We start from the raw sequence: 15,125 nt of genomic DNA, 5'->3' as shown, positions 1-15,125 counted from the left end.
ATTTCGATGGAGATGCATCAGGTACGCTACTTTCTGGCGGCGTCCCGCACCCTGAATTTTACGCGCGCCGCGGAAGAGTGCCACGTCGCGCAGCCATCCCTGACGCGCGCCATCAAGCTTCTCGAGGCGGAGCTTGGGGGCGATGTTTTCCGTCGCGAGCGAAATCTGACGCATCTGACCGTCTTTGGTCAGCAGATGCTGCCGCTGATGCGGCAATGCTATGAAGGCGCGCTTGCGGCGAAAAAGCTTGCCGTCTCCATACAAAAGGGCGCCGTCGCATCATTGACGCTAGCGCTATCGCATTCGGTTAGCATGGCCCTTCTGGTTTCGCCGCTCCGGGAGCTGCTGCGCGTTTTTCCTGCTCTCGAATTGCGCTTCCTGCGTGGAACCCCGCATGAGATCGCCGAGCGCCTCAAGAAGGGAGAGGCTGCGATGGCGATTGCCGGGCCCCTCGGGGAGACGTGGGACAGGCTTGATGCGTGGCCACTGTTTTCAGAGAGATTCGATCTTGTCGTCGCTGCGAGCCGCGCGCCGCCCGGCGGCGGCGCGCTCGCCGATTTCGCGGCAGAGCGCTTGCTGACGCGGCCCTATTGCGAGCTCGCGGACGCTTGGCTCGAATTCAGCCGTGAACACGAAATCACCTTTGGCGGCGAGCATGCGATGGTCTGCGACGCAGATCTCATGCAGCTCGTCGGCGAAGGGCTTGGCGTCGCAATCCTGCCGAAAAGCACCCCTTGCCCCGAGGGCGTGATTCGAATCGCGGTGGCCGACCTTGATCTCAAGCGAACGCTCTATCTTTACGCCGTCGCCGGGCGCGAGCGGGATGTGCAGACTGCGGCGCTGATGAATCTTCTCCGCGCGAGGGCCTGGGAGCCGCCGGCTCCCTGAGTTTGGCGTAACCCCGTCAGGCTCTCAGCGATTGAAGCGCCGCCATGATATCTTCGATCGCCATGCGGGCGCGGAATTCTGAATCGACGAAACGCGCGGCGACGCGTCCGTCCGGCGCCACCACGAATGTCGCCGGCAGAGGCAAAAACCAGGCGTTACTGCCTTGGTAGTCCTGAAGCGGCAGGCCGTGATCCAAACACAATTTTTGAACTGGGGCGCCAATCCACATCGCAAGACCCAGCGACAAGGCGTAGCTGTTGTCCATATCAGTCAGGATCAGCACCTTGCCGGCGAGCTCAGCCGCGAGCGGCGCGACGAACGGTTGCCGGTCCGGCATGATCGAGACGATCTGCGCGCCGCAGCCGACGATGTCGTCCTCCGCGGCGGCCAGGGTGCGCAGCTCGATCTTGCAGAATGGACACCAATGGCCGCGATTGAAACTCACGACGAGCGGACCGCTCGCCAGAAGCTGGTCGAGGCTGATCAGCCTTCCGTCGGCGGCTGGCAAGACGAACGAAGGCATGATCTCGCCCGGCTGCGGCGCGCCGGCTCCGGCGTCCCCAGCCCGTAGTCGCTCGACGATCCGGTCGTATTCGTCCGAAAAGGGCGATTTGAACTCCCGCATCGCCGCGGCGTAGGCGGCGAGCCGCTGCGCGAGGGTCATATCCGCCGCGCAGATGCCGGCGAGGGCTTCGCGCAATTTCGTTTTGGCGTTCAAGTCGCTTCTCGCATGTGCGCCGAAGCGAATGATCGCCCCGGGATTGCGCGCTCGTCTTTCTCGTCCGTGCGCGGCGAGGCCGCGCCTCTATCAGAGTGGACGATTTCCGCCGCTATGGCCAATAGCCGGCCGCTATTGAAAGAGGATCCATACAATAGTTCATCGCAGCCGCGGCCGCTTGTAAAACCGAAGCGTTGGCGCTCGACGCTGTGCGACCCCGCCGCACATTTTGGGACGCCTCTTCCGCCTCTTGCGGGGCCGCGGGCATGGAGGTCGAAATGACGACAAGCGCAACTCACGACGAGATCTGCGGCGCTGCGGGGGAGCCGCAGGAGGCGCCGCCTCGTGAGTTGCGGCGGCAAAAGCCGCGTCCCGACGTCGGACAAATCGTTCTGGTGTTTCAGGGCGGCGGCGCGCTCGGCGCCTATCAGGCGGGCGTGTATGAGGCTTTGCATGAGGCCGGAATCGAGCCCGATTGGGTCATCGGAACCTCCATCGGGGCCATCAATTCAAGTCTGATCGCCGGCAATGAGCCAGAGCATCGCCTTGATCGCTTGAGAGAGTTTTGGCGACGCGTCGAAGAAAGCCCCGCGCTGGATTTTTTCGGCGCCACGCCGTGGCCCGGTCGGAGCCTGCCGAACTGGATGACGCTGACCCAAGGCGTCGCCGACTTCTTCAGACCGAACCCGCTGGCTTTTCTCGGCCTTCACATTCCGATGGCCCCGGAGGCGGCCGGCTATTATTCGACCAGGCCGCTTGAGCGAACCCTCTGCGACCTTGTCGATTTCGAGCGCCTGTCGGCCTGCGCGCCGCGGCTGACCGTCGGCGCGGCCAATCTTCGCACGAGCGACATGCGCTATTTCGACAGCCGTGAGACAAAACTCACTGCCCGGCACATCATGGCGTCCGGCGCCTTACCGCCCGCCTTTCCGGCGATCCGGATCGACGGCGACCTGTATTGGGACGGCGGCATGTTGTCGAACACGCCGGTCGAGGCCGTCTTCGACGACAACCCGCGGAGCCATTCTCTTGTTATCGCCGTCCATATCTGGAATCCACAGGGCCCAGAGCCGGAAACCATCTGGCAGGTGATGCACCGCCAGAAAGAAATTCAATACGCCAGCCGGGCGCTGAGCCACATCAAGCGGCAAAAGCAGATCCATCGCCTGCGGCACATCATCGCCGAACTCGCCGCGCGCCTTCCCGATGACGAGCGCCTGAGCCCGCGGGTGCAGGAGATGGCCGCCTATGGTTGCCTGACCCAGACCCATGTTGTGAGACTGCTTGCGCCGGCGCAAGACGGCGAGGACCACACCAAGGACATCGACTTCAGCCGCCGGGGAATAAAGACGCGCTGGGATGCGGGCCGCGCCGACGCCGCAAGCATACTCGAAGACGCGCCCTGGGAGCGCGAAGTCGATCCGCTCGAAGGCTTTCACCTGCACGAAGTGCGGCGCATGACTCTTGAGACGGTCTGACCGGCCCCCTGGCGGATGCCGCCCCTCAATAAGAAAGGCCCCCAGCGGGGCCTTTTTTTATGGCGCGGGATTTGCCATCGAGGCAGATGGCCCAGCCAAACTGTCGAGTATCCAGCGAGGAAGTGGCAGGCAAGGTAGAGGCCGCTCGGGGGCGCCTCGGTCGCCCGTCGTGGCGCGGCAGCCGAATCTCATCGCCACAGCTTTACGAGCAGTAGCCCGTTCCAAAATTTTGCTTGCACGGCGTCCGGAATAGCTGGCGCCTCAAGCTGTCCGAAATTTGGTTGGAAGGTATGGCGACCATCATATGGCCGTCCATTTTAACGATATAAACGGTAGCCTTGGCGCCATTCGCCATCGTCGCGCGCTGCATCTTGATAAGTTCGACCTGCATCATCTTCCCAGGTTTGGCTTCGGCGGCTCCGGAAAAGAGAACGCCGCAGGCCAAGAGGGCCCCCGTGAGGCCGAGACTGATGAGGTCTGAAGCTGATTTCGCCATTGACGTCCTCCTTGGATCACCGGGCCAAAGATCAGCCCTCGTTCAAGAAGATTGCGCCAAAGCGGCCCCGTTTTGAAATGCCAGATGGCTTCAGGTTCCATAGCGGCGGCCTATTCACTTTCCTCAGAGGTGGTTAGCGCGCGGGCGAACGTGTCAGGTAATATTTTGCTGATTCATGGGAGCGATTGAAGTCTGGTTGCAAATTATGTAGTCTAACCGCCGATGGGAGGTTTCGCGCAAAGATTAAAATTTCGTAATGATGCACAATAGCGAACTATCGACAAAGCTCAGATTGTAGAGTGCGTTGAGCGCGACGTCGAACGTCGATGGTTATTGCGCAGGGCGCTTCCTCGTGAGGAGTCTTACTATGACTTCAGTCGATCAGCGTGGTTGCAATCAGCCTTTCTCCCGATCCGGCGAACTTGTTTTCTCTTGCTCCTCGGCGCAACAGCCGTTCTGGTTCATGGATGCGCTGGAGCCCGGCAACCCGGCCTCCAACATCGCGCTGCGATGGGAGCTTGTGGGCCGTATCAGCGCCGACACGATCGAGCGCGCCTTTCAGGCCGTCATCGATCGTCACGAAATTCTGCGCACGCGCTTCATCCACGAAGACGGCGAGCCGTTTCAAGTCGTCGCCCCCCGCTTCGACTTTCAACTCAGCGTCGTCGATTTGGCGGCGATCCCCGAGGATCGTCGGATCGAGGAGGCCATGGCGCTGGTGCGGCGCGACGCGCGCGTCTCCTTTGATATTGAGAAACTGCCGCTGATCCGGGCGACGCTGCTGCAGCTCGCGCCCGATCACGCTTTTATCGCTTTGACCGTGCATCATCTTGTTTTCGACGGCGTGTCGATGAGCATCGCCGGGCGCGAGTTCGGGGTTTTCGCCGAGGCGATCGACAGCGGTCGGCCTGCCATCCTGCCGGAATTGCCGCTGCAATATGGCGATTATTGCCGTTGGGAGGCGGCATGTGCGGCCAGCGGCGCTTTCGACGCCTCGCTCGAATATTGGCGCCGCCAGCTGTCGGGAGCTCCCTATTTCGAGGTTCCCGGGGATCGCGCGCGCAGCGCCGCCAAGGCGCGGGGAGGAGAGATCGCCGCGATCATTCTGCCTGCGGAGCTTGCCGAAAAGATCGAGGGAATCGGCCGCACGCGGAACGTCACGCTCTTCGTTCTCGGCTGCGCCGTCATTACGCTCCTTCTGCGCCGCTATACCGGAAAATCGGATATTCTGTTTGCGACGCAGAGCGCCGGCCGCGACGACGTCGACCTTGAGAATTTGATCGGGTGCTTCGTCAATAATCTTGTGCTGCGTTTTTCCGCGGATGACGATCCGTCCTTCGAGGCCTGGCTCGGCCGTGTCAACGAGACCGTTCAGGGCGCACTGCGTCACGCGAAGACGCCTTTCCACAAACTCGTCGAGATCTTGAATCCGGCGCGCAATCAGACCCGTCCGGCGCTCGCGTCGGTCAATTTCACGGTGTTCCGCCATATCGTCCATCGCGCCCGCTACGGCGATTTTGAACTGACCGGCCATCCTTCCGAGTCGGCCGGCGCGCTATATGATCTCAATTTTTTTATCGTCCATTGGCCGAACGGCTGGCGCATCGCCGCCGAATATAATCCCGCGCTGTTCGATAAGGCGACCGTGGAGCGCTTGCTGGCGGGTTTTGTCGCCGCGTTCGAATTCGCCTTCGCGACGCCGCAGGCGCCGCTGTCGGCCTTTGCGCTTCCCGCCATTGAAGCTGCTCCGGCCGCTGAGGCGCCTGCCGACGATCTACTGGGCTGGCCGGTCGACGCGCTCTTCTCCGAACGCGCGGCCGCGGCTGGCGCCGCCGCGGCAGTTGTTGAGGGCATGCGTAGGCTGTCCTATCGCGACCTTGATCGCCGCTCGACCCAATGCGCGAGGCGGCTGCGAGCGCTTGGCGTCCGCCGCGGCGATCTCGTCGGGCTTCTGACGCAGCGGTCGATCGAAGCGATCGTCGCCATGCTCGGCGTTTTGAAGGCGGGAGCAGCCTATGTCCCGTTTGATCCCGCCTCGCCGAAGGAGCATATCGCCTTCATGGTCGCGGACTGCCGGCCGACGCTCGCCTTCGCCGACCGCAGCAGCCTTGCCGCCGCGCCGGACGCAGCGCATTTTGCTCCGCTGGTGGCTTTTCTCAATGAGGCCTCGCGCGAAAGCAGCGCGCCGCTCGAATCCCGCAACGGGCCGGAATCGCTGGCCTATGTGATGTACACCTCGGGCTCGACCGGACGCCCGAAAGGGGTGATGATCCCCCACCGCGGCATTGCGCGTCTCACGATCGGGCAGAACTACGCTACGCTCGCGCCGGAGGAGGTGATCCTCCACGCGGCGCCGCTCGGCTTCGACGCCAGCACGTTTGAAATCTGGGGGGCGCTTCTCAACGGCGCGCGCCTCGCGATCATTTGCGAGCCGCGGCCGACGCTGGACGAAATCTGTGAAACCATCAGCCGTCATGGCGTGACGCTGACATTTTTGACCACCGGACTGTTTAACCTACTTGTGGACGAACGGCTCGCCGGGCTGCGGCCGTTGCGGCGCATCCTCGTCGGCGGAGAGGTGATGTCGGCGCCGCATCTTGAAAAAGCGTTGGCCGGATTGCCGCAGACGGAAATTGTGAACATCTACGGTCCAACGGAGAATACGACTTTTACCTCCTTCTATGCGGCGCGGCGCGATGGCCGGGGCGGCGGCCCGGTCCCAATCGGCAGTGCGATCGCTCATACCGAAATTCTTATTCTCGGGCCGGATTTGACGCCGGTCGCGGACGGAGAGGTCGGCCAACTTGCCTGTGCTGGCGCCGGCGTCGCGCTCGGCTATCTGAACAGGCCGGAGCTGACCGCAGAAAAATTCATCGAAGGTCCAGCGGGCGCCTCTACGGGGGCCCTGTATCTCACCGGCGACATGGCGCGGCGCGGCGTAGATGGCGAGATCTTGTTTCTCGGCCGCACCGATCGGCAGGTCAAGATCAACGGCAAGCGCGTCGAGCTCGACGAGATCGAGGCCATTCTGCGCGCCGACCCGCGCCTTGCCGACGCGCTCGTCGAGCGTCTCGACGATAGTCCGGCGCGCCCGCTCGTCGCCTATTTGAAGCTTGCGGCGGCGGCGGGCGCGAACGCCTCATGCGTCGCGGCGATCGTCGAGGCTTTGCGCGCCAAATTGCCGCCGCATATGATCCCCTCGGCGGCGGTGATGATGAAAGAATTTCCGCTGACGGCGAATGGCAAGGTCGACCGCAAGGCGTTGCCGAGGCCCGGCGCGGCGGCGGCGCCCGAACCGCCAGCCACGGCCGCCTGGTCCGAAACGGAGCTGATCGCCGGCGCCGTCTGGCGCGAGGTTCTAAAGCGGGACGACATTGATCTTGCGACCAATTTCTTCGATCTCGGCGGCCATTCGATGCTGGCGACCCGGATCGCGGCGCGTGTTTCCCGCAAGCTCGGCCTCAAAGTTCCCGTCTCATCCTTGTTCAAGACGCCGACGTTGAAGGCTTTCGCAGCCTATCTCGCGAGCCTCGAGAGGAGGGAGGACGATTGGCGCACGGTCGCGATTCAGCCGCTCGGCGACAAGACGCCGATTGTCACCATCAACGATCCGATGCTCTATTACAATCTCGCTCGCGAGCTCGGCGTGGAGCGGCCGATCTTGAACGTCGCCTTGTTCGACCCTGCCAATCCGCAATCGCCGCCCGACCGGGCGCTCGAAGACATTGCAGCGGAATATGTCGGGCTCCTGCGCAAGATGCAGCCGCGCGGTCCCTATATTCTCGCCGGCTACTGCGTCGCCGGCGTCATCGCCTATGAGGCGGCGCGGCAGCTGCGCGAGCAGGGCGAGGAGACGCCGTTGCTCATCCTGGCCGACAGCTGGGCCCCCGGCTATGTTGTGGGCCTCTCCTGGCCGCGGCGGCTGTTGTCGGAGTTGGCGTTCCGGCTACATGTGTTGCGGCGCCAGCTCAGGGATATGCGCAAGGGTGAAATGAGCTTCGGCGAGATCCTCGCGTCCTACCGGTTGGTCCGGAAAAGTTGCATCCTCGATCTCGCGGCAGCATTGCATATCATCAAGGAGAAACCGGCCGGACGCAATGACGGTCAAGACCAGTGGTTCCTGCGCCATTTGAACGACGCGCGGCGAGGCTACCGCGTCAGGGAGACGCCGTCCGACGTAGCCCTGTTGCAAAGCGAGATCATTATCTCGCCCCACATGGATAAGGGCATGGGCTGGACGCGATACGTCAAAGGTCAGCTAAGTCTGCATCGCATCCCCGGTTGGCATGGCGATCTGTTCGGACAGACAGGCGCGCGGGCGATCGCCGAGGCCCTTCGTCCTCTGTTGCAACGAGTCGACGCGGCGCAACCTGAAAAGCCGCCGCCAGCAGAAAAACACGGCGCGCTATTGTCTGCGCTGGTGTTAACCATGGAGGCTCTTATCAATGAGATGATGGAGACGACGCGCTTTCTCGAAAGCGGCTGGAACTTAGTGGCGTGAGCAAGAGCGTATCTCCAAATCGATTTTAGGAAGATCAATCCGAATAGGCTGCAAGCCGGGCGCCTGTTCCTCGGCGGACCGCTGGCTCGACAAGCGCGGCGACGGTATCCCTCGACGTCAGTTGGCCAAAGAAATTCGCGATTGATGGAATAGAATGGCGTTTGCGGCGTCCCTTGAAGCGGGATCGCTTTGCTGCGGGCCAGGGAACGCGACGAGTCGGGATCGATCAATCCAGATCGGGAATGAAAGCGATTGCAAGGTTTCGGTGCGTGATGTCAGGCCAAAAACCGGAACTTTTGCGTCGGGCTGTGCTCGGCGCCTCAATGACCGCCCATCAGAGGCGCGACAATTGTCGCCAATAAGATGACGGACGCCATCGAACAATATATTCCAGCTTTGCGGCGCTACGCTTTTGCGCTGATTCGCGATCATGACGGCGCCGACGACCTGGTTCAGGATTGTCTCGAGCGGGCCCTGTCGCGATGGTATTTGAGGCGATCCGACGGCGATTTGCGCGCGTGGCTCTTTGCGATCATGCGCAACCACTATATCGACGGCTATCGCGGGCGGAAACGACGCGGCCCGCATGTTGCGCTCGACGAGGCCCGTGAACTCAGCGTTCCGGCCGGGCAGGACCGCGGGCTCGAGGCGCGCGAGGCGATGGCCGCCCTCGATCAGCTGCCGGAAGAGCAGAAATCATTGCTGCTTTTGATCGGCGTCGAGGATCTTTCCTATGAGGAGGCCGCGCGGGCGCTTGGCGTCCCGGTCGGCACGGTGATGTCGCGCTTGTCGCGAGCGCGGCAAAGGCTGCGCGCTATGCTGGAGACCGGGCCAACGACATATCTTCGGAGAATAAAATGAGCGGCCCGCATGCGCCAATCGGCGAAGATGATCTGCAGGCCTATATCGACGATCGGCTCGGCGCCGAGCGCCGCGGGGTAGTGGAGTCCTATCTCGCCGGACATCCCGACGTCGCGGAGCGCGGGGCGACCGACCGCCGGCTGAGGGATAGTTTGCGCGCCGTGCTTCAAGCCAAATTCGCTGAACCGATCCCTTTGCGGTTGCGGATCGCCAGCATTCAGGCTGCGCGGCGCGAGGGGCGGGCCTTGCGCCTGCGCCGCGTTGCGGCGGCAGCGGCTATTTTTCTTGTCGGCGGCGGCGCTGGCTGGATCGCCGGCAGGTCGCCTGATACTTATGCGGCGCGGTTGGCGTTCGGCGGCGTCGCCCCGGTCAGCGAGGACGCCATGTCCGCTTACCGGACTTTTGTCGTCGAGGTCGCGCATCCTGTCGAAGTCGGCGCCGCCAATGAGGCGCATCTTCTGCAATGGCTGTCAAAGCGTCTCGGGCGCCGGTTGGTTGCGCCGGATTTATCGCAATTCGGCTATCGGTTGATGGGCGGACGTCTGCTTCCGGGCGGAAGCGGCGCAGGCGCCCAGCTCATGTATGACGATTCGAGCGGCAGGCGCCTCACCGTCTACGTTCGGGCGGCGACGGGGAACGAGACCGCCTTCCGGTTCCGGCAGGAGGGGGAGGCGTCCACCTTCGCCTGGATTGATCGCGGCTTCGGGTTCGCGGTCACGGCGCCGCTTGGCCGAAACGAACTTTTGCCCGTCGCCGAAGCTGTCTATCGCGGTTTCGATGGCGGTTCCGAAGCTGGGCCGGCACAGAAGGGATAAGCGTAGCTTTGCGCCCGCCGCCGCCACGGCGCTCCGGAAATACGCAGCCAGGACGGAATAGATCGGCCGTGCGATCGTCTCCTCGACGCGTTCAAAACTTTACGGGAGGACCCCAATGCGGAAATCAATCCTACACACGCTGCTCGCAGCCAGCGTATTTTCGGCGATTGCTTCTAGCTGCGCCTATGCGGAAAATTCAGTGAAAGTCGGCCAAACCGCGAAAGGCGCGACTCTGGTCGATGCGCGAGGCATGACTCTCTACACCTTCGCCAAGGATGCGGGAGGCAAATCCGCCTGCAACGGCCCTTGCGCGGCGAATTGGCCGCCGGTCGCGGCGGGCGCGGACGACAAGCCATCGGGTAAATATTCTATCGTCACGCGCGATGACGGCTCGAAGCAATGGGCCTATGACGGCAAGCCGCTCTACAGCTGGGTCAAAGACGCCAAACCCGGAGACACAACGGGCGACGGATTCCTCAATGGCGCATGGCGCATCGCGCAGCCCTGACGCCACGGCCGCAGGATCGAAACAGTCTTTCGCGACCCGGTCGGCGCCGACAACCAGGCGTGTTGCTCTCCCCCACATCCGGCGAGGGTTTTCGTTCATCAGTGCGGCGCGGCCGCTCGCGATTGAGGCCGCGTCCGTGGATGCTCGCGCCGCCTGATCGTCAGCCGCGAGTTCGGTTGGCGTGACCAGTAAAGTCGGTAAAATCATTGGCGGCGGCGTTGCCAAGCCCGCCAATGCTGAACTCAAGGCGGCCGGCGACCATGACGACTTCGGCAAGCTGGGGCCGGGCAAGACCGATTTCAAGGACCGGACTCGTGCGGAAAAAAAATCTACCTTGCCGCTCAACCCAATTCTAGTCAGCCGCTTTTGCCTCGAAGTCCTCCAGCGGAGCCTCGTACCCCGGCGGTTCGATCTTTTTGTTCACCCGCAATATGGAATTGTCGGCGGGCTCATTCGAACCCTCGACTTGCGTGCCTTTCAAGATCGCAACGCATTCGCCAGAAAGTTGCTTCTCCATCAGGGCCGCCTGAAGCGCTTTCTCGTCGGGGCGAACCTTTTGCAGTTCGAAGACGGCTTCAATCGACGTGCAGCCAAAGGTGGTTACCTTGGCCTCGTAATAGGTCGTCTGCGACGCAGCGAGGGCTATAGCAAGGATCGCTTTCACGATCTCCTCCATCATCATTTTCAAATATCTAGGAACAGTCAGTTCGATTGACGGCCTCCCCGCCGTCGTCGCGGGGAGGCTTTGGATCCCAATGCGCGTGTTACTCGATTGTCACGCGCCAGTTGATCCCTTTACAGGCCACGTGAAGAGAGCCAATTGATGAAGATTTGGGCGATCTGCAGATTGTTTGTATCCAGCATCACCATGTGATCATTGCCGCGAATGGCGCCGGGCGAACCTCTATAGAGGGAATTCGGCTTCAGGTCGGGTAAATGAGCGTATTTGATATCGCCGCCTGCCGCGGTGATTTGCTGAATCATCTGCGGGCACGGCGCGACCGGGCGCGGCGTCGGGTAGAAATCGCCTTCCTCGATAAGGATCGGGATATGCTTGAGGGTGTTGATTTCTTCTGCGGTAAGATTTCCGAAGCAACCCGTCTCAAGCTGTATGATCGCTTTGACTTTGCAAGCGTCTTTCGTCGTCCAGGGGTAGCAGCCCGCAGCCGGCTGAAGCGCAGCCCGGATCGGGAATGAAGACGATTCGGAGTGACCCATCAAGGTGGCTCCCCCCAACTGCCTGGCAAGCTCTGCCATTTGAGCGGGCGTATTGTAGAAGCCCGCAGGATCTGCGGGACTCGGAGCGCCCGACAGCGTCGCATTCAAATCAGGGATGACCATATTGTAAAATTGCAGGTTCGAGCCTGAGCCGACCCCTACTGTTTGCATCGGGAATCGAATGCCGGCATTGGGCACCGTGTTGGCCGAGCATGGAGATGTCGTACAAGGGGTGGTTCCCCAACGGAAGACATTCCAGGCGAATTGATCGCTGGCGATCAGAATGCTGGGAATCGCCGGGCACTGAGCCGCAGGATTTGCCGATGGGATACAGTTGGTAATACCATACCGCAAGGCATTGTAAGATATTGCGTCGAAGCCAGAACGCGCACGGCCAACCTGATCAACCATATAGGTGTCAAACTTTTGACGGACGAAATATTCGTCCCAACCCATCCGCCCATCGGGCGTGGTTTGCCATGATTTTGTGCTCAAGCAGCAACCGTGCACGATGGCGATCGGCCAATGCGCTTTCTTTGCTTCCTTGACCGGCAGCATGAACTGCACGTACATCTGATTGATCATGTGTAGCCCAGGGTTGACGGTCCTGGAGCATATATCCGCATTGGCATATGGCGCCGGCGGCGTAGGGCAGGCGGCAAGATTGCCTGCAATAAAGAAATTGCCGTATCCGCCCAGCTTCAAAGTTCCATTCGCATTGACCGCAGAGTAATCTTGTGCTTGAGCGGCATTAGCCGCGAACCCAAGAGCGATTACGGCTACAGCTGCCAACACCGAATGTTTGATTGCTTTGAGCCTATTCGGCGCCTCACGTTCCGCACGGTTGAGATTTAGTTTAAATAATGGAACTCTCATTTTGTGTCCCCCCTTGCTGTGAAACCGCTCAGGTTTGGCACAGGAAAACACGCGCGCCCCAGTTAAGATCCATAACTCACTGAGTATAGGCGTGTTTTTCCATAGCTCCTGATTGTCATCACGGTTCCGTGACAGCCCTTGAAACCTGTCGGGGCAGCTAAGAAAAGTCTTCCACGAAATTCCGGCCGATATCATAAAATGGTTATTTTCTGTTATGTCGCCTGAAGCGTAGCCGATCGGTTAGGCTGGGCCGATCCGTGGGTCTTGGGATAGGATGATGCAGTGCAGCTAATAAAAATGCTGGGCGCGCCGCTATATTCGATCTCCAGCATTGGCGGCGTGGAGGGGCTTTGTGTTATGCTCCAACAGGCCCGGGGATGGGTCCCAAGGCGCAAAAGCCGACGTATCGGCTCATTTACAGGTTGGACAAATGAGACCGTGCGCATCAGCCGCTCTGCTTTTGTCGCTGGAAGCGTATTGCGTCACCGGAATCGCCTTTGGGCAGACTCCGGGCCAGAGCGCGGAGGCTGAGAACTCTGTCACCCTGCGGGAGAGCGTGACGGTCGTTCCCGGCAGGGCGCGGGTTACAGGCGCTGTATCAGACCACGGCAATCCACTTTCGGCGATATCATTGGAATCTTTGCGTGCGACGCGCGAGCGCCCGCTTTTCTCTGCGACTCGCCGCCCGCCGCCGCCCGCCGTGCCCCAGGTGGTCGTTGTAGAAAGAACGCCTGTAGCCGTTGCGCCGGTGCTGGAGCCCGAAAAGCCCGAGCTCGATTTGATTGGCGTAGTGCATGGTCCGCTTGTGCGTATGGCGGTGTTTCTCGACCAGACCAACCATTCGCTTGTGCGGCTGCGTATCGGGCAGTCTTTCCGCGGATGGACCGTGCAGGGGCTCGACACAAGGGAAGCGACGCTTGAAAAGGCGCAGCAACAGGTAAAACTCGAATTGCCGGCGCGCAGCGCCACGACGACCGCGACGGCGATGTCTCCGGCTGATTCAGCGGCGTGGCTGGACCAGTAGAGGCTCCGCGGCGCAATATGATTTCAATTCGTCGCAAGCCTGCTTGCGACATTGATTGGGCTGGCGTCTTTCACGCTTCTTGGCGTGAGCGGTGGAACCGCCAGATCAACGAGCGTCGGCGCGCCCTGATGGCCGCCTATAAACTCCGGGCGGCTCATTCCGGGATCGACGCGCATGAAGGCCGCGGCAATTGTTTTATCGCTACCGAATTGTATGGAGCGGACGCCTTGGAAGTCGACATGCTGCGCGCATATCGGGACAAGGTGCTGCTAAAGAATCGCGGGGGCAGGGCGTTTGTCGCCGCATATTATAGGGCTGTCCCCACAATCATTGTTGCCGTGCGCAAATTGCGGCTTCTTCGGGCTTCGCTCTCTGCTTGTGTTGGTTTTTCTATGGTTCGGCGCATGTATCCAGCGCATGGGCAGTGAAGGCGCGACAGCTTAATCGCTCCACTGCACCTGGAAGCTCGCGTGTCGAAGCTCGACATCTGCTGTCAGGCGGCGATAGCTAATTTCGACTGCCGAGCAGCTCTTGGCCTGCGTCCGAAACGTCTCGTAGCAGGCAATTGCTTCATTCCTTGGGCTTGACCATCGCCCCTTCAATTGGCCTGAGGGCCGCCTTGGCGACATCGGAATAGAGCGCTCCAATCTTCATCGCCTCGGTTAGGGATCGCTCAAAAACCGTCTTGGCGTATTCGGATTGGATCTGGAAGACGCTGTTGAGCGACTTGGCTTCGAACAGGCTCCCGATGAAATCACGACGATCGTCCAGTGACTTTTTCGAATAGTCCGTCACTTCGGCGACTATCGCGAGGACGCTCTCATTTAAGATGACATTTGGGGTGCCAACTGTCGCAAGTTTATTCTGTACGGTTTTGATTTCATCATTAAGAGTATCAGACATATAAGCTCCATTATTGTTTTTTTATCAAGCATTACGACCGCAGACAGTGCTATTCGTTTAAGTGCAGTATTAAGTGCGCTTATGTTGTGATATATGTACACTGAGTTAGCGTATGTATATCGTATATTTGTCGTTTTTGTTTCAACGATAGATTGCATATAGGAAGTTAATCTAGGCGCGTCAATCTAATAATAAATCGTCGCAAGGCAAATGGATTTATTCTGTTTAAGCTTAGGCGCTAGAGAAGCAGGTTGGCTCGCATGCGTCGTAAGTATTAGATGCGGGGTTCGACCCAGATAAACTCGTTCCGTTATGTCTCTGCCGGCGCATGGCGTTGCATGAGCTTTTCAAGCCGGGTCGCCATCGCGTTTCTCTCCCTTCGCCACGATCTTTGGCGTCTGGTTGGGCAAAGGTCGATGCAGCGCCAGCGCCTCGGCGAGCGGCGCGGAGAGCCAGGCGTCCCCTTCCTCCGGCGTCGTCAGCATCGGCATCGCCGGTTGGGCTTAGAGCCGCGTCGACGTGTAGGTTAAGCGGAACACTCCGGTTTGCGGTAAAGCGCATATTCCGCGGCCTCAGCTTGCTTCCGAACCTTCGGGATATCCACAAAGATCAATTCGTTTGGCGACTTCACGTCGTCGAACAGAAAATAAGCCTCATGCAGGCATGACGGCCATGTGCTGCACCGCTGAACGTCGTGACGCCCCGCGCGCGGTGACGTCCCCCCTGTTTTTTCATCCATTTTGAGTGAGAGTTTTCCGGTCTTTTGAGCCTTCGGGCGAGGAGCTGGGAAATGAAGAAGTCGAGGTACAGCGAGGAGCAGATCGCGTTTGCGCTGAAGC

General features: G+C 60.5%; 15 protein-coding genes. 9 read left to right on the top strand and 6 right to left on the bottom strand.

Annotation, left to right across the window (positions count from 1 at the left end; genetic code table 11):
- Positions 1-6 precede the first annotated feature (6 nt).
- The gene (locus CR492_RS14055; RefSeq protein WP_102844375.1) at positions 7-888 is read left to right on the top strand and encodes a LysR family transcriptional regulator; all 882 of its coding nucleotides are present in this window, start codon (positions 7-9) and stop codon (positions 886-888) included.
- Positions 889-904: 16 nt separating this feature from the next.
- Here the strand turns inward: CR492_RS14055 and CR492_RS14050 are convergent, their stop codons facing one another.
- Positions 905-1,606 carry a peroxiredoxin-like family protein gene (locus CR492_RS14050; RefSeq protein ID WP_102844374.1) on the bottom strand — a complete coding sequence of 234 codons (702 nt, stop codon included), beginning with the start codon at positions 1,604-1,606 and terminating at the stop codon, positions 905-907.
- Between the two features lie 278 nt (positions 1,607-1,884).
- Between CR492_RS14050 and CR492_RS14045 the strand changes: the two genes are divergently transcribed.
- Positions 1,885-3,084 carry a DUF3734 domain-containing protein gene (locus CR492_RS14045; RefSeq protein ID WP_102844443.1) on the top strand — a complete coding sequence of 400 codons (1,200 nt, stop codon included), beginning with the start codon at positions 1,885-1,887 and terminating at the stop codon, positions 3,082-3,084.
- A 202-nt stretch (positions 3,085-3,286) separates the two neighbouring features.
- Here CR492_RS14045 and CR492_RS14040 read toward each other — a convergent pair whose 3' ends face one another.
- Positions 3,287-3,580 (bottom strand): hypothetical protein, encoded by a 294-nt coding sequence (locus CR492_RS14040; protein WP_102844373.1) that lies wholly within the window; start codon positions 3,578-3,580, stop codon positions 3,287-3,289.
- Positions 3,581-3,947: 367 nt separating this feature from the next.
- Between CR492_RS14040 and CR492_RS14035 the strand changes: the two genes are divergently transcribed.
- The 5 genes from CR492_RS14035 (at position 3,948) to CR492_RS20545 (ending at position 10,980) form a co-directional block, all read left to right on the top strand.
- Positions 3,948-8,081 (top strand): non-ribosomal peptide synthetase, encoded by a 4,134-nt coding sequence (locus CR492_RS14035; protein ID WP_102844372.1) that lies wholly within the window; start codon positions 3,948-3,950, stop codon positions 8,079-8,081.
- Between the two features lie 363 nt (positions 8,082-8,444).
- Positions 8,445-8,942 (top strand): RNA polymerase sigma factor, encoded by a 498-nt coding sequence (locus tag CR492_RS14030; protein WP_102844371.1) that lies wholly within the window; start codon positions 8,445-8,447, stop codon positions 8,940-8,942.
- Positions 8,939-9,757, top strand: coding sequence for an anti-sigma factor family protein (locus tag CR492_RS14025; RefSeq protein WP_102844370.1), 819 nt, complete (start codon positions 8,939-8,941; stop codon positions 9,755-9,757). Before CR492_RS14030 ends, CR492_RS14025 begins: the two co-directional genes overlap by 4 nt.
- Positions 9,758-9,872: 115 nt before the next feature.
- The gene (locus CR492_RS14020) at positions 9,873-10,265 is read left to right on the top strand and encodes a COG4315 family predicted lipoprotein (RefSeq protein WP_102844369.1); all 393 of its coding nucleotides are present in this window, start codon (positions 9,873-9,875) and stop codon (positions 10,263-10,265) included.
- Between the two features lie 181 nt (positions 10,266-10,446).
- Positions 10,447-10,980, top strand: a complete 534-nt coding sequence (locus tag CR492_RS20545; protein ID WP_146030277.1) for a hypothetical protein — start codon at positions 10,447-10,449, stop codon at positions 10,978-10,980.
- A gap of 80 nt (positions 10,981-11,060) precedes the next feature.
- Here CR492_RS20545 and CR492_RS14010 read toward each other — a convergent pair whose 3' ends face one another.
- Positions 11,061-12,359, bottom strand: coding sequence for a hypothetical protein (locus CR492_RS14010; protein ID WP_146030276.1), 1,299 nt, complete (start codon positions 12,357-12,359; stop codon positions 11,061-11,063).
- 700 nt (positions 12,360-13,059) lie between these two features.
- Between CR492_RS14010 and CR492_RS14005 the strand changes: the two genes are divergently transcribed.
- Both CR492_RS14005 and CR492_RS14000 read left to right on the top strand, forming a co-directional pair.
- Positions 13,060-13,383, top strand: coding sequence for a hypothetical protein (locus CR492_RS14005; protein ID WP_146030275.1), 324 nt, complete (start codon positions 13,060-13,062; stop codon positions 13,381-13,383).
- Between the two features lie 17 nt (positions 13,384-13,400).
- Positions 13,401-13,811, top strand: a complete 411-nt coding sequence (locus CR492_RS14000; protein WP_102844365.1) for a CFI-box-CTERM domain-containing protein — start codon at positions 13,401-13,403, stop codon at positions 13,809-13,811.
- 142 nt (positions 13,812-13,953) lie between these two features.
- On the opposite strand, the gene CR492_RS13995 is transcribed toward CR492_RS14000, so the two are convergent.
- The 3 genes from CR492_RS13995 to CR492_RS20965 form a co-directional block, all read right to left on the bottom strand.
- On the bottom strand, positions 13,954-14,286 hold the full coding sequence (locus tag CR492_RS13995; RefSeq protein WP_102844364.1) for a phasin family protein: 333 nt from the start codon (positions 14,284-14,286) through the stop codon (positions 13,954-13,956).
- 347 nt (positions 14,287-14,633) lie between these two features.
- On the bottom strand, positions 14,634-14,771 hold the full coding sequence (locus tag CR492_RS20835; RefSeq protein WP_180982552.1) for a hypothetical protein: 138 nt from the start codon (positions 14,769-14,771) through the stop codon (positions 14,634-14,636).
- A 41-nt stretch (positions 14,772-14,812) separates the two neighbouring features.
- On the bottom strand, positions 14,813-15,125 hold a 313-nt coding region (locus CR492_RS20965), incomplete at its 5' end, for a hypothetical protein (protein ID WP_210200256.1).

Source organism: Methylocella silvestris, assembly GCF_002891535.1.
Lineage (GTDB): Bacteria > Pseudomonadota > Alphaproteobacteria > Rhizobiales > Beijerinckiaceae > Methylocapsa > Methylocapsa silvestris_A.
The sequence above is the reverse complement of the archived record's forward strand: the minus strand, read 5'-3'. Positions and strand labels throughout refer to the sequence as shown.